The following is a 16,601-nucleotide window of genomic DNA, read 5'->3' as shown; positions in this document are numbered from 1 at the left end:
GTGTGAAAATGGCCCTCTTGCAAGTGCATAACTTTGTGGATAAGTCGCAACGGGAAAAGTGGCTTCCACGCACCTTAGGTCAGACAAGGTGTCCGGGAAAGTCAATGGGAAGAGAAAAAATTGTTAAAAATAACCGTTCGGTGATTTCTTGAACGTTCAATTTGAGATAATTATTGATCCAGGTTATTTATTGCGCTTATGTCAGGAGTGGCGAAAATTGATACCAGCACAAATTCATATCACGTTGTGACTTAATGTTATGTTTATGATGTGAGCGAATGTAAATGGTTGTGGTTCACGGAAGCGGTATTTTTTAATCAGCAGATGTGAAATAAAAATTTGCTATGTTGATTATTCCAGGTAAACAAGAAACGAATTAATCAGTTTGATGTGTTTTAATTATTGTTATTTCATAATTTAGTGAATATCAAAAAAAATAATTAATCTCTTTCAGAAGATAATATTTTTAGTATATAGGTTTTAAATTCTTCTTGCTTACAATTAGTCATTATCTACAATCGTAATATGTCTTTTAATGATGGCGTGTTATTTCTCACAGGCTGTCAGATTATGAATAAAAAATGGATTGTTTTTATCAGGAAAGAATCTCTCTTAATTTTTCTGGCTGTCGTTGCATGTGCGTTTACACGAGCGAATGCAGCGTCGCAGATTATGCCTTCATGTCAGGGTGTTAACGTTATAGCCAGTTGCCGGGCCAGTCGCCAGAGCCTTTCAGGTAGTACACAGGTCTGGAATGTTGCTGACGGGCAATGGCTTATTTTTTCTTCTATGAAAAATGATACCAGTGGAGGTGCGGTATTTTTACAACAAGGTGCCAATTTCACATTGTCAGCACAAGACGGAACAGGGATGACGCTGTTTGAAAATAATACCGTGAGTGGTGAGTATAATAATGGCGGGGCTATCTTTGCGAAAGAAAATTCAACGCTGAATCTTACTCAGGTTATTTTTGACGGTAATGTAGCAGGGGGATATGGGGGGGCGATCTATTCCGCGGGGGCAAATGACGCTGGTGATATTGATCTTAGCGTCACCAATGCTGTATTTACAGATAATATTGCTAACGATGGCAAAGGTGGCGCAATATATTCAATTAATAATAATGTCTACTTAAATAACACGGTTTTTAATAATAATCAGGCATATACATCAACGAGTTACAGTGATGGCGATGGTGGAGCTATCGATATTACCGATAATAATAACGATAAAACACATCCATCAGGCTTTACAGTCATTAATAATACTTCATTTATAAATAACACTGCCGAAGGTTATGGTGGTGCAATTTATACCAGCAACGCAATTTCTCCTTATCTTATTGATATCGCTGTTGATGACAGTTATAGCCAGAACGAGGGCGTATTATTAGATGTGAATAACAGTGCATCGGCTTACGGTGAAGAGGCTTCGGCAGCGGCAGGAAGCTTTCTGTATATGGAGTCAAGTGAGATCCGTTTTGATATTGCGGCTGGTAAAACTTTGATCATTGGCAGTACGAAAAATGATGGGGCTATCGATTCCATTGCGGGGACGGGCTTTATTACCAAAGCCGGAGCGGGCGAACTGGTGCTTAACGCCGATAACAATGATTTTACCGGTGAGATGAGAATTAAAAACGGTGAAGTCATGTTGGGGCGGAATAATTCGCTGATGAATGTTGGTGACAATCAGTGCCAAAACAATCCGCAAAATTGCTATGGTCTGAGCGTTGGCAGTATCGGACAGACAGATAATCAGGCTGAGCTTAACGTTGGAACGACTCAGCAAACATTTGTACATTCGTTAACGGGTTTTCAGAATGGCACTTTAAATATTGACGCCGGTGGTAATGTTACTGTCAACCAGGGCGGTTTTGCCGGGACTGTTCAGGGGGATGGGCAACTGACTATTGCTGAAAACGGTAGTTATGTTCTGACGGGAGCGCAGTCGATGGCACTGACCGGCGATATTGTGGTGGAAGACGGGGCGATTCTCTCCTTAACCGGTAATGCTGATGACCTGGCGGCGATGCAGAACGATCCACAGTCAATCGTGCTAAACAATGGTGTGCTGGATCTTTCCGATTTTACTACCTGGCAGAGTGGTACGGCAGAAAACGATGGTCTGGAAATTAGCGGCAGTGGCGGCACGGTGATTGGCAGTCAGGACGTTGCCGATCTCTATGGCGGCGACGATCTGCATATTGGCGATGACGGGAAAAAAGGTGTCTATGTGGTGGTGGATGCAGGTGATAGACAGGTAAGCCTGGCGAATGACAATCCATATCTGGGCACTACGCAAATCGCTTCGGGAACGCTGATCGTTAGCGATAATTCACAGCTTGGCGATACGGATTACAACCGTCAGGTCATTTTTACCGATAACCAGCAAAATAGTGTAATGGAGATAACTGCAGATGTTGACACATGCTCAGCGACGGCGGGGCATGGGCGTAATATCGAAATGCGCGCTGATGGTGAAGTCGCAGTTGATGCGGGGGTCTACACGCAATGGGGGGCGTTGATGGCCGACAGTAGTGGGCAGGATCAGGATGCTGGCAGCACACTAACGAAAACAGGCGCAGGCACCCTGGAACTGACCGCCAGTGGTACGGCGCAGTCGGCGGTGCGAGTGGAGGAAGGCACGCTGAAAGGTGATGTTGCGGATATCTTTCCTTATGTTTCGTCGTTGTGGGTCGGTGATGGGGCTACGTTCGAGACTGGTGCGGATCAGGATATTCAGTCTATTGATGCGACTTCCAGCGGCACTATCGATATCAGCGATGGCACCGTCTTACGTTTAACCGGACAGGAGACTTCCGCTGCGTTGGATGCCTCACTGTTTATCGGTGGCGGTACTCTGGTCAATGTCTCCGATGGTACGGTGTTGACCGGTGAGCTTAATACCAATCTTGAAACTGACAGCCTGACTTACCTTTCAGACGTGACGGTCAATGGTGATCTGACCAATACTTCCGGTGAGGTGAGTCTGCAAAATGGTGCTGCTGGCGACACACTGACGGTGAATGGCGATTACAATGGCGGCGGTACGTTGCTGCTCGATAGTGAATTAGACGGCAATGATTCTGTAAGCGATCTGCTGGTACTTAACGGCAATACCTCCGGTAACACCACGGTAGTGATTAACCCGATTACTGGCATTGGCGAGCCGACATCCACAGGTATTAAAGTGGTTGATTTCAATGCCGATCCCACACAATTTCAGAACAATGCGCAGTTTAGTCTGGCGGGCAGCGGCTACGTCAATATGGGCGCTTACGACTATATGTTGGTGGAAGATAACAGCGACTGGTATTTGCGTTCGCAAAAAGAGACTCCGACGCCGCTACCTGAGCCGGAACCGACTCCCGATCCCACGCCTGATCCTGCACCAACCCCGACGCCTGCTTACCAGCCTGTGCTGAATGCGAAAACCGGGGGATATCTTAATAACCTGCGAGCGGTAAACCAGGCATTTGTGATGGAGAGACGCGACCATGCCGGTGGCAACAGTCAATCGCTACATTTACGCATTTTGGGTGGGCACGAGCATTACACTGCCGTGGGGCAAATGGCCCTGCACGAAGACACTTCTACGATACAGCTTAGTGGCAACCTGTTAAGTGAAAACTGGGGGGATGATGGCGAATGGACACTGGCGGGCGTTGGAAGCTACAGCAATAACCAGGGATATAGTCGCTCGAATATCACCTCAACCCGTGCCGATAACCAGAACCGCGGTTATGCCGTTGGTCTGGCATCAAGCTGGTTTCAGCATGGCAGTCAAAAGCAGGGGGCATGGCTTGATAGCTGGCTGCAATATGCCTGGTTTAATAACGATGTCAGCGAGCAAGGCGATGGTGTGGACCATTATCGTTCATCAGGGATCGTTGCGTCGCTGGAGGCGGGGTATCAGTGGTTACCGATGCGCGGCGTATTAATTGAACCGCAAGCGCAGGTTGTCTATCAGGGCGTGAAGCAAAATGATTTCACCGCCGCTAACCGTGCTCGGGTGTCCCAATCGCAGGGTGATGATATTCAGATGCGGTTGGGATTACACAGCGAATGGCATACCGTCGTTCATGTCACGCCAACGTTGGATCTGAATTATTATCACGATCCTCATTCGGCAGAAATTGAAGAAGATGGCAGCAATATTAGCGATGATGTGGCGAAGCAGCGTGGTGAAATAAAAGTGGGGATAACAGGCAATATTAGCCAGCGAGTTTCCCTGCGCGGCAGCGTGGCGTGGCAGAAGGGAAGTGATGATTTTGCCCAGACGGCAGGATTTTTGTCGATGACGGTGAAATGGTAATTACTGCCCGCCCGGCATCGTTGCCGGATGCGGCGTAAATGCTTTATCCGGCCTACTGGAGCGTTTGTAGGCCTGATAAGGCGCAGCAAGCGTCGCATCAGGCATTGGCATCGTTGCCGGATTCGGTGCGATCCGGCTTACAATCTCACTTATTCTGCGTATGCAGCATATAGTTCACATCAACGCCGGGGCCGAGCTTAAAGGAGTTAGTGAGCGGGTTGTAATGCAGTCCGGTCATATGACGTTCTTTTAAACTGGTCTGATCCACCCAACCCAGCAGTTCTGCCGGTTTAATAAACTTCTTCACGTCGTGCGTGCCTTTTGGCACCATGCGCAAAATATATTCCGCGCCGACTACCGCCATCAGCCACGACTTGCCGTTGCGGTTAAGCGTTGAGAAAAAGACATCGCCGCCCGGTTTTACTAATTGCGCACAGGCTCTGACCACTGACTGCGGATCGGGAACGTGCTCCAGCATCTCCATGCAGGTTACCACATCATACTGTCCGGCATGCTTTGCCGCGTGCTCTTCAACGGTTTCCTGCACGTACTCCACCTGAATGCCGCTTTCCAGTGCGTGAAGTTTTGCTACCTGCAATGGCTCAAAGCCCATATCCAGACCGGTCACTGTCGCGCCTTCTCGCGCCATACTCTCAGCCAGAATGCCGCCGCCACAACCGACATCAAGCACCTTTTTGCCAAATAAACCGCCGGAACGCTCGGCAATATAGCCCAGACGCAGCGGGTTAATGCGGTGCAGTGGTTTGAACTCGCCTTCCAGATCCCACCAGCGGGAGGCGACGGCTTCAAATTTAGCGATCTCTTCGTGGTCTACGTTATGGTTTACCGGCGATTTTTCGGCATTCATTGGCACTTCTACTCCGTAATTGGCAAGACAAGCGAGTATATCAGGCATTGCAGGTGAATAAAGCGTATAGGTTTACCTCAATCTGCGCGGCTGTGTTATAATTTGCGACCTTTGAATCCGGGATACAGTAGAGGGATAGCGGTTAGATGAGCGACCTTGCGAGAGAAATTACACCGGTCAACATTGAGGAAGAGCTGAAAAGCTCCTATCTGGATTATGCGATGTCGGTCATTGTTGGCCGTGCGCTGCCAGATGTCCGAGATGGCCTGAAGCCGGTACACCGTCGCGTACTTTACGCCATGAACGTACTAGGCAATGACTGGAACAAAGCCTATAAAAAATCTGCCCGTGTCGTTGGTGACGTAATCGGTAAATACCATCCCCATGGTGACTCGGCGGTCTATGACACGATCGTCCGTATGGCGCAGCCATTCTCGCTGCGTTACATGCTGGTAGACGGTCAGGGCAACTTCGGTTCTATCGACGGCGACTCCGCGGCGGCAATGCGTTATACGGAAATCCGTCTGGCGAAAATTGCCCATGAACTGATGGCCGATCTTGAAAAAGAGACGGTCGATTTCGTTGATAACTATGACGGCACGGAAAAAATTCCGGACGTCATGCCGACCAAAATTCCTAACCTGCTGGTGAACGGTTCTTCCGGTATCGCCGTAGGTATGGCAACCAACATCCCGCCGCACAACCTGACGGAAGTGATCAACGGTTGTCTGGCGTATATCGAAGATGAAGACATCAGCATTGAAGGGCTGATGGAACACATCCCGGGACCAGACTTCCCGACGGCAGCAATCATCAACGGTCGTCGTGGCATTGAAGAAGCTTACCGTACCGGTCGCGGCAAGGTGTATATCCGCGCGCGTGCCGAAGTGGAAGTTGACGCCAAAACCGGGCGTGAAACCATTATCGTCCACGAGATTCCGTATCAGGTGAACAAAGCTCGCCTGATCGAGAAGATTGCGGAGCTGGTAAAAGAAAAACGCGTGGAAGGCATCAGCGCGCTGCGTGATGAGTCTGACAAAGACGGTATGCGCATTGTGATTGAAGTTAAACGCGATGCGGTCGGTGAAGTGGTGCTCAACAACCTCTACTCCCAGACCCAGTTGCAGGTTTCTTTCGGTATTAACATGGTGGCATTGCATCATGGTCAGCCGAAGATCATGAACCTGAAAGACATTATCGCAGCGTTTGTCCGTCACCGCCGCGAAGTGGTGACGCGTCGTACCATCTTCGAACTGCGTAAAGCGCGCGACCGTGCTCATATCCTTGAAGCATTAGCCGTGGCGCTGGCGAACATCGATCCGATCATCGAGCTGATCCGTCATGCGCCGACCCCGGCAGAAGCGAAAACTGCGCTGGTTGCCAATCCGTGGCAGTTGGGCAACGTTGCCGCGATGCTGGAACGTGCGGGCGACGATGCTGCGCGTCCGGAATGGCTGGAGCCACAGTTCGGCGTGCGTGACGGTCTGTACTACCTGACCGAACAGCAAGCTCAGGCGATTCTGGATCTGCGTCTGCAGAAACTGACCGGCCTTGAGCACGAAAAACTGCTCGACGAATACAAAGAGCTGCTGGATCAGATTGCTGAACTGCTGCGTATTCTTGGCAGTGCCGATCGCCTTATGGAAGTGATCCGTGAAGAACTGGAACTGGTTCGTGAACAGTTTGGTGACAAACGTCGTACTGAAATCACGGCTAACAGCGCTGATATCAACCTGGAAGATCTGATCACCCAGGAAGATGTGGTCGTAACGCTTTCTCACCAGGGCTACGTGAAGTATCAGCCGCTTTCGGAATACGAAGCGCAGCGTCGTGGCGGGAAAGGTAAATCTGCCGCACGTATAAAAGAAGAAGACTTTATCGACCGGTTGCTGGTGGCGAACACCCACGATCATATTCTGTGCTTCTCCAGTCGTGGTCGCGTTTATTCGATGAAGGTTTATCAGTTGCCTGAAGCCTCTCGTGGTGCACGTGGTCGTCCGATCGTTAACCTGTTGCCGCTGGAACAGGACGAACGTATCACCGCCATTCTGCCGGTGACCGAGTTTGAAGAAGGCGTGAAAGTCTTCATGGCGACAGCTAACGGCACTGTGAAGAAAACCGTCCTCACCGAATTCAACCGCTTGCGTACCGCTGGTAAAGTGGCAATCAAACTGGTTGAAGGCGATGAACTGATTGGCGTTGACCTGACCAGCGGCGAAGACGAAGTGATGTTGTTCTCCGCTGAAGGTAAAGTGGTGCGCTTTAAAGAATCTTCTGTTCGCGCGATGGGCTGCAACACCACTGGTGTTCGCGGTATCCGTTTAGGAGAAGGTGATAAAGTCGTATCTCTGATCGTTCCACGTGGTGATGGTGCAATCCTTACCGCAACACAAAACGGTTACGGTAAGCGTACCGCGGTGGCGGAATACCCAACCAAGTCGCGTGCGACGAAAGGGGTTATCTCCATCAAAGTCACTGAACGTAACGGGTTAGTGGTTGGGGCGGTGCAGGTAGATGACTGCGACCAGATCATGATGATCACTGATGCCGGTACGCTGGTGCGTACACGTGTTTCGGAAATCAGTGTGGTTGGTCGTAACACTCAGGGCGTTATCCTCATCCGTACAGCGGAAGATGAAAACGTGGTGGGGCTGCAACGTGTCGCAGAGCCAGTTGACGACGAAGAGCTGGATGCTATCGACGGCAGTGCTGCGGAAGGGGACGATGAAATCGCTCCGGAAGTGGACGTTGACGACGAACCAGAAGAAGAATAATTTCATCGCTTCATGCCAAAAGGGAGCTGTTTCCCTTTTTTGAATTGAAAAGTCCAGACTGCAAAGTCTGGGCTTTTGTCGTATTAGGGCGCGATAAAGTTTTACATCGCCCATAAAAAATGGCTGGTTTTACACAAGGAATGTGGCAATGAGTGGTGAAAAAAAGGCGAAAGGCTGGCGGTTTTATGGCCTTGTAGGTTTTGGGGCAATAGCACTGCTTTCCGCAGGCGTCTGGGCATTGCAATACACTGGCAGTGGAGCAGAAAAAACCTTGTCACCACTGGTGGTGCACAACAATCTGCAAATCGATCTCAATGAGCCGGACCTCTTTCTCGACAGCGACTCTCTAAGCCAGCTCCCCAAAGATCTCCTCACAATTCCTTTTCTCCATGATGTTTTAAGCGAAGATTTTGTTTTTTATTATCAGAACCATACCGACCGTCTGGGCATTGAAGGCAGCATTCGCCGCATTGTCTATGAACACGATCTCACGCTGAAAGATAAGTTATTTTCCTCGTTGTTAGACCAGCCTGCGCAGGCGGCGCTGTGGCACGATAAACAGGGACATCTTTCACATTATATGGTGCTGATTCAGCGCAGTGGCTTAAGTAAATTACTGGAACCGTTACTGTTTGCTGCCACCAGCGACAGCCAGTTAAGCAAGACGGAAATCAGCAGCATCAAGATAAATAATGAAACTATTCCTGTTTATCAGTTGCGCTATAACAGCAATAACACACTGATGTTCACGACTTATCAGGATAAAATGCTGGTTTTCTCCAGTACGGATATGCTGTTTAAAGACGACCAGCAGGATAGCGAAGCGACGGCGATCGCGAGTGATTTGTTGAGCGGCAAAAAACGCTGGGAAACCCGCTTTGGCCTGGAAGAGCGTACTGCCGGAAAAACACCAGTACGTCAGCGTATCGTGGTTAGCGCAAATTTGCTGGGCTTTGGCTACCAGCGACTTATCCCATCTTTTGCCGGTGTGCGCTTCGAAATGAACAACGACGGCTGGCACAGCTTTCTGGCATTAAATGATGGATCCGCCAGTGTAGATGCCAGTTTCGATTTCACTCCGGTATGGAACAGTATGCCTGCTGGTGCCAGCTTCTGCGTAGCTGTGCCGTATTCGCACGGTATTGCCGAAGAGATGCTTTCGCACATCAGCCAGGAAAACGACAAGTTGAACGGGGCGTTAGATGGTGCAGCCGGACTGTGTTGGTATGAAGACTCAAAACTGCAAACACCGTTATTTGTTGGTCAGTTTGATGGCACAGCCGAACAGGCGCAACTACCAGGGAAACTGTTTAGCCAAAATATCGGCGCGCACGAAAGCAAAGCGCCGGAAGGTGTACTGCCGGTGACGGAAACACAACAAGGAGAGGCCAGAATATGGCGTCGGGAAGTCAGTTCTCGTTACGGCCAGTACCCAGCCGCACAGGCAGCACAACCTGAACAACTTATGTCAGCGTCCTTTTTCCGTGTGTCGCTGGCGATGCAAAATAAAACGTTGCTTTTCTCCCTGGATGACACGCTGGTTAATAACGCATTGCAAACACTGAATAAAACGCGACCGGCAATGGTGGATGTAATTCCGGTCGGTGGTGTGGTTCCGGTTTATGTGAATCCGCAAGGCGTGGCGAAATTGTTGCGCAACGAAACGCTGACCAGTCTGCCGAAGAACCTCGAACCGGTTTTTTATAATGCCGCGCAAACTTTATTAATGCCGAAGCTGGACGCTTTATCTCAACAACCTCGCTATGTCATAAAGCTGGCTCAGATGGAACCCGGTGCCGCCTGGCAGTGGATACCCATTACCTGGCAGCCACTATGAGACACGGGTTGCTGGCGCTGATCTGTTGGCTGTGTTGTTTTGTTGCCCATAGCGAAAGGCTGAATGTCGAACAATCGGGGCTATTTCGCGCCTGGTTTGTGCGCATTGCACAAGAACAACTACGCCAGGGGCCAAGTCCGCGTTGGTATCAGCAGGATTGTGCGGGACTGGTGCGCTTTGCGGCGAACGAGGCACTGAAAGTTCACGACAGCAAATGGCTAAAAAGTAACGGTATAGCAAGTCAGTATTTGCCGCCAGAGATGACGCTAACACCTGAACAGCGGCAACTGGCACAAAACTGGAATCAGGGGAACGACAAAACCGGCCCCTATGTGACAGCGATTAATTTGATTCAGTACAACAGCCATTTTATTGGCCTGGACATAAACCAGGCGCAGCCTGGCGATATGATTTTTTTCGATCAGGGCGATGCCTAGCATTTAATGGTCTGGATGGGGCGTTACGTCATCTACCACACCGGAAGCGCTACGAAAACTGACAACGGAATGCGCGCAGTCAGTCTGCAACAACTTATGACATGGAAGGACACCCGATGGATACCCAACGATTCCAATCCCAATTTTATTGGCATTTATCGTTTAAATTTTCTGGCGCGATAGCGGCCTGTCTGTGCTTGTCTCTCGCAGGGACGGGGCTTGTTAACGCTGATGACTCACTCCCTTCCAGCAATTATGCGCCACCTGCCGGGGGAACATTCTTTTTGCTCGCTGACAGCAGTTTTAGCAGCAATGAAGAGGCTAAAGTGCGGCTGGAAGCTCCGGGGCGTGATTATCGGCGTTATCAGATGGAAGAATACGGCGGCGTGGATGTTCGCCTGTATCGTATTCCTGACCCAATAGCGTTCCTGCGTCAGCAGAAAAACCTGCATCGCATTGTGGTACAGCCGCAATATCTGGGCGACGGTCTGAACAATACGCTGACCTGGCTGTGGGATAACTGGTACGGCAAATCTCGCCGCGTGATGCAGCGTTCTTTCTCTTCTCAGTCGCGGCAGAATGTAACTCAGGCATTACCGGAATTGCAGCTTGGCAATGCCATCATCAAACCTTCCCGTTATGTACAAAACAACCCGTTTTCACCGCTGAAGAAATACCCGCTGGTGGAGCAGTTTCGTTACCCACTATGGCAGGCAAAACCAGTCGAGCCACAACAAGGCGTAAAACTGGACGGTGCATCCAGTAATTTCATCTCGCCGCAGCCGGGCAATGTCTATATTCCTCTCGGCAAACAAGAGCCTGGACTGTACCTCGTCGAGGCGATGGTAGGCAGTTATCGGGCGACAACAGTGGTATTTGTTTCCGATACCGTGGCGCTCAGCAAAGTGTCGGGTAACGAACTTCTGGTGTGGACCGCTGGCAAAAAGCAGGGTGAAGCGAAGCCTGGCTCCGAGATCCTGTGGACTGACGGTTTTGGCGTGATGACTCGCGGCGTTACTGATGACAGCGGTGCCTTGCAGTTACAACATATATCGCCTGAACGTTCATACATTCTTGGTAAAGATGCTGAAGGCGGCGTTTTTGTATCCGAGAATTTCTTCTACGAAAGCGAAACCTATAACACCCGTTTGTATATCTTTACCGACCGCCCGCTATACCGCGCAGGCGACCGTGTTGATGTCAAAGTGATGGGGCGCGAGTTTCACGGCCCGCTGCATTCATCCCCTATCGTAAGTGCTCCGGCGAAACTCTCGGTGCTGGATGCCAACGGTAGTCTGTTGCAAACCGTCAATGTCGCGCTTGATGCGCGTAATGGCGGGCAGGGGAGTTTCCGCCTGCCAGAAAATGCTGTTGCCGGAGGTTATGAGTTACGCCTGGCTTACCGCAACCAGGTCTATAGCAGCAGTTTTCGCGTGGCAAACTACATCAAACCGCATTTTGAGATTGGCTTAGCCCTCGACAAAAAAGATTTCAAAACTGACGAAGCGGTCAGCGGTAAACTACAACTGCTCTACCCGGATGGTGAGCCAGTAAAAAATGCTCGGGTGCAGTTAAGTTTGCGCGCCCAACAATTGTCGATGGTTGGCAACGATTTGCGTTATGCCGGGCGTTTCCCGGTGTCGCTTGAAGGCAGCGAAACGGTTTCAGACGATAGCGGTCATGTGGCGTTAAATCTTCCCGCTGCCGATAAACCGAGCCGTTATTTATTAACTGTCTCCGCCAGCGACGGCGCGGCATATCGTGTTACCACCACCAAAGAGATCCTCATTGAACGCGGTCTTGCACATTACACTCTAAGCACCGCCGCACAATACAGCAAAAGTGGCGAGCCGGTGGTGTTCCGTTATGCCGCACTGGAGGCTTCAAAACAGGTTCCCGTTAAGTACGAGTGGTTGCGTCTGGAAGACCGCACAAGCTACAGCGGTGACCTGGCGTCTGGCGGTAAATCCTTCACCGTTAATTTCGATAAACCCGGCAACTACAATCTGACTTTGCGTGATAAAGACGGCCTGATCCTCGCCGGGTTAAGCCATGCGGTCAGTGGTAAGGGCAGCATGGCGCATACCGGTACGGTAGATATTGTGGCGGATAAAACGCTCTACCAGCCCGGCGAAACCGCGAAGATGCTGATCACTTTCCCGGAACCGATTGATGAAGCGTTGCTGACGCTGGAGCGTGATCGCGTTGAACAGCGGTCGCTGTTATCGCAACCAGCAAGCTGGCTAACACTGCAACGTTTAAACGATACCCAGTATGAAGCCCGCGTTCCGGTGAGTAATACCTTTGCGCCTAACATCACCTTTTCGGTGCTGTATACCCGTAACGGGCAGTACAGTTTTCAGAATGCCGGGATCAAAGTCGCCGTTCCCCAGTTAGATATTCGGGTGAAAACGGGCAAAACTCATTACCAGCCAGGCGAACTGGTAAATGTGGAATTAACCTCATTGCTGAAGGGCAAACCTGTTTCTGCACAACTAACGGTTGGCGTGGTCGATGAAATGATCTACGCGCTGCAACCGGAGATTGCGCCAAATATCGGCAAATTTTTCTATCCGCTGGGGCGTAACAATGTGCGTACCAGTTCCAGCCTGTCATTTATCAGCTACGACCAGGCACTCTCCAGCGAGCCGGTTGCGCCAGGAGCAACAAACCGCAGCGAGCGGCGAGTGAAAATGCTGGAACGCCCACGGCGCGAAGAGGTTGATACCGCGGCATGGATGCCATCGCTAACAACGGACAAACAAGGCAAAGCATATTTCACGTTCCTGATGCCGGATTCGTTAACCCGTTGGCGCATTACCGCACGTGGGATGAACGGCGACGGGCTGGTCGGGCAGGGGCGTGCTTATTTGCGCTCGGAAAAAAATCTCTACATGAAGTGGAGTATGCCAACGGTGTATCGCCTGGGCGATAAACCGGCGGCAGGGCTGTTTATTTTCAGTCAGCAGGATAACGAACCGGTAGAGCTGGTAAGTAAATTTGCGGGTGTTGAAATGCGCCAGACGCTGACGTTGCATAAAGGGGCTAACTATATTTCGCTGACGCAGGACATTCAGCAATCTGGTTTGCTAAGCGCAGAATTGCAACAAAATGGGCAAGTGCAGGACAGCATTAGCACAAAACTGTCTTTTGTTGATAACACCTGGTCCGTTGAACAGCAGAAAAACGTCATGCTCGGCGGTGGCGATAACACGCTGATGTTGCCAGAGCTGGCGAGTAACATCCGACTACAAAGCAGCGAAACGCCGCAGGAGATTTTCCGTAATAACCTCGACGCGTTAGTCGATGAACCCTGGGGGGGCGTAATCAACACCGGTAGCCGTCTGCTCCCCCTAAGCCTTGCCTGGCGTGCGCTTGCCGATCATCAGAGTGCTGCCGCCAACGACATTCGTCAGATGATTCAGGATAACCGTTTGCGGCTGATGCAACTGGCGGGGCCAGGTGCGCGCTTTACCTGGTGGGGTGAAGATGGCAATGGCGATGCCTTCCTGACAGCATGGGCATGGTATGCCGACTGGCAGGCCAGTCAGGCGCTTGGCGTAACGCAACAACCTGAATACTGGCAGCATATGCTCGACAGCTACGCAGAGCAGGCGGATAACATGCCGTTACTGCATCGGGCGCTGGTGCTGGCGTGGGCGCAGGAGATGAATCTGCCGTGCAAAACGTTGCTGAAAGGGCTGGATGAAGCGGTTTCCCGGAAAGAAATCAAAGCGCTCTCAGAGGAAGACACTCGTGATATCAATGATAGCCTGATCCTCGATGCGCCAGAGTCTCCGCTGGCGGATGCGGTGGCAAACGTTTTAACCATGACGTTACTGAAAAAAGCACAGTTGAAGTCCACTGTCATGCCACAGGTCCAGCAGTATGCGTGGGATAAAGCGGCAAACAGCAACCAACCGCTGGCGCACACGGTTGTATTGCTTAATAGCGGTGGCGACTCCACCCAGGCTGCGGCCATTTTAAGTGGTTTAACCGCCCAGCAATCCAGTATCGAACGTGCACTGGCCATGAACTGGCTGGCGAAATATATGGCAGCGATGCCTCCCGTAGTGTTACCCGCACCTGCGGGCGCATGGGCTAAACAAAAGGCGACTGGCGGGGGCGAATACTGGCGTTGGGTTGGTCAGGGGGTGCCAGACATTCTCTCTTTTGGTGACGAATTATCGTCGCAAAACGTGCAGATCCGTTGGCGTGAACCGGCAAAAACTGCTCAACAAAGTAACATTCCGGTGACCGTTGAACGCCAGTTGTATCGGCTGATCCCGGGGGATGAAGAGATGAGCTTTACTCTGCAGCCGGTTACCAGTAGTGAGATTGACAGCGATGCGCTGTATCTCGATGAAATCACTCTCACCAGTGAGCAGGATGCGCCGCTGCGCTACGGTCAGGTGGAAGTACCGCTACCGCCGGGAGCTGATGTTGAACGGACAACGTGGGGCATCTCAGTCAACAAGCCCAACACCGCGAAACAGCAGGGGCAGTTGCTGGAAAAAGCGCGTAATGAAATGAGCGAGTTGGCTTATATGGTGCCGGTGAAAGAATTTGCAGGAACGGTCACTTTCCACCATCTGCTGCGCTTCTCGTAAAAAGGGCAATTCGTTCTACCGCCCGTTCGTTATGTGCGTTCCTATGCGCCTGCGCAGCAAAGCGTTGCGGCAGGTAGCGAATGGCGCGGGATGCAGGTGAAATAAGTGAACTGGCGCAGAATCGTCTGGCTATTGACGCTGGTTACGCTGTCAACGTTTGCGGAGGAGACGCCGTTACAACTGACACTGCGGGGGGCGCAGCATGATCAACTGTATCAGTTGACGCCATCGGGCGTGACAAACGTCTCTACGCTACCTGACACGCTCACTACGCCGTTAGGGAGCTTATGGAAGCTGTATGTTTATGCCTGGCTTGAGGATACTCATCAGCCGGAGCAGCCCTACCAGTGTCGCGGTAACTCTCCGGAAGAAGTCTATTGCTGTCAGGCGGGGGAGAGCATTACGCGCGAAACGGCGTTGGTGCGTTCCTGTGGTCTCTACTTTTCGCCGCAGCGGTTGCACATCGGTGCGGATGCGTGGGGGCAATACTGGCAACAGCGCCAGGCACCAACCTGGTTAGCATCGCTTTCTACGCTGAAACCCGAAACGTCGGTAACCGTTAAATCGTTGCTTGATTCACTGGCGACGTTACCTGCGCAAAACAAAGCCCAGGAAATATTACTGGACGTGGTGCTGGACGATTCGAAAATTGGCGTAGCGTCCATGCTCGGTAGTCGGGTACGAGTGAAAACCTGGAGCTGGTTTGCCGATGATAAACAGGAAATCCGTCAGGGCGGTTTTGCTGGTTGGTTAACTGATGGTACGCCGCTATGGGTTACAGGCAGCGGCACCAGCAAAACGGTATTGACCCGTTACGCGACGATTCTTAATCAGGTTTTGCCTGTACCGACGCAAGTTGCCAGTGGGCAATGTGTACTGGTGGATCTGTTTGCTCGTTATCCGGTGAAAAAAATCACTGCGGAAAAGAGTACGACGGCAGTAAAACCCGGCGTGCTCAATGGGCGCTATCGAGTGACGTTTGCCAATGGTAACCATATTACGTTGGTCAGCCACGGTGAGACGACCTTACTTACGGAAAATGGCAAACTGAAATTGCAGTCGCATCTCGATCGTGAAGAGTACGTTGCCAGAGTGCTGGATCGCGAGGCGAAAAGTACGCCCCCTGAGGCAGCGAAAGCCATGACCGTGGCGATTCGCACATTTTTACAGCAAAACGCCGATCGGGAAGGCGATTGCCTGACAATCCCGGACAGCAGCGCCACTCAGCGCGTTTCTGCTTCGCCAGCCACCACGGGCGCGCGGACGATGACCGCCTGGACGCAGGATCTCATCTATGCGGGCGATCCGGTTCATTATCATGGCAGCCGCGCTGCTGAAGGAACGCTGTCCTGGCGGCAAGCCACCGTCCAGGCGGGGCAGGGAGAGCGTTACGACCAGATACTCGCCTTTGCTTATCCCGACAACAGCCTTAGCCGCTGGGGAGCACCACGCTCTACTTGCCAGTTATTACCGAAAGCGAAAGCCTGGCTGGCGGAAAAAATGCCGCAGTGGCGGCGCGCGTTACAAGACGAGACGGGGTACAACGAGCCAGACGTATTCGCGGTGTGCCGTTTAGTCTCGGGGTTCCCCTATACCGATCGGCAGCAAAAAAGGCTATTTATTCGTAATTTTTTTACACTTCAGGATCGACTGGATTTAACTCATGAGTACCTGCATCTTGCCTTTGATGGATACCCCACCGGGCTGGATGAGAACTATATCGAAGCGCTGACCCGACAATTATTAATGGACTAATGC

At 51.2% G+C, this 16,601-nt stretch carries 5 protein-coding genes and 2 pseudogenes; 6 read left to right on the top strand and 1 reads right to left on the bottom strand.

Annotation, left to right across the window (positions count from 1 at the left end):
• The first annotated feature begins 570 nt into the window (after nucleotides 1–570).
• A complete protein-coding gene (yfaL, locus tag C7B16_RS06230; protein ID WP_107179493.1) occupies nucleotides 571–4,317 on the top strand; it encodes an AIDA-I family autotransporter adhesin YfaL/EhaC in 3,747 nt (1,248 codons plus the stop codon).
• A 145-nt stretch (nucleotides 4,318–4,462) separates the two neighbouring features.
• On the opposite strand, the gene ubiG is transcribed toward yfaL, so the two are convergent.
• Nucleotides 4,463–5,185, bottom strand: a complete 723-nt coding sequence (gene ubiG, locus C7B16_RS06225; RefSeq protein ID WP_000990777.1) for a bifunctional 2-polyprenyl-6-hydroxyphenol methylase/3-demethylubiquinol 3-O-methyltransferase UbiG — start codon at nucleotides 5,183–5,185, stop codon at nucleotides 4,463–4,465.
• 146 nt (nucleotides 5,186–5,331) lie between these two features.
• On the opposite strand from ubiG, the gene gyrA reads away from it, so the two are divergent.
• From gyrA to C7B16_RS06200, 5 genes and pseudogenes are all read left to right on the top strand, one after another.
• Nucleotides 5,332–7,959 (top strand): DNA topoisomerase (ATP-hydrolyzing) subunit A, encoded by a 2,628-nt coding sequence (gene gyrA, locus C7B16_RS06220; RefSeq protein ID WP_016248987.1) that lies wholly within the window; start codon nucleotides 5,332–5,334, stop codon nucleotides 7,957–7,959.
• 148 nt (nucleotides 7,960–8,107) lie between these two features.
• Nucleotides 8,108–9,796: a DUF2138 domain-containing protein gene (locus C7B16_RS06215; protein ID WP_105224647.1), complete on the top strand. Its 1,689-nt coding sequence runs from the start codon at nucleotides 8,108–8,110 to the stop codon at nucleotides 9,794–9,796.
• A pseudogene (locus C7B16_RS06210) lies at nucleotides 9,793–10,416 on the top strand (DUF1175 domain-containing protein). Before C7B16_RS06215 ends, C7B16_RS06210 begins: the two are co-directional and overlap by 4 nt.
• Nucleotides 10,350–14,948, top strand: a pseudogene (locus tag C7B16_RS06205) (alpha-2-macroglobulin family protein). Before C7B16_RS06210 ends, C7B16_RS06205 begins: the two co-directional pseudogenes overlap by 67 nt.
• Complete coding sequence (locus C7B16_RS06200) at nucleotides 14,949–16,598, top strand: YfaQ family protein (RefSeq protein WP_016248983.1); 1,650 nt, start codon at nucleotides 14,949–14,951, stop codon at nucleotides 16,596–16,598.
• The last annotated feature ends 3 nt before the right edge of the window (nucleotides 16,599–16,601 follow it).

This window comes from Escherichia sp. 20412-1 (assembly GCF_003027595.1).
Lineage (GTDB): Bacteria > Pseudomonadota > Gammaproteobacteria > Enterobacterales > Enterobacteriaceae > Escherichia > Escherichia marmotae.
Note: the sequence above shows the minus strand (reverse complement) of the source record. Positions and strands in the feature narration are given on the sequence as shown.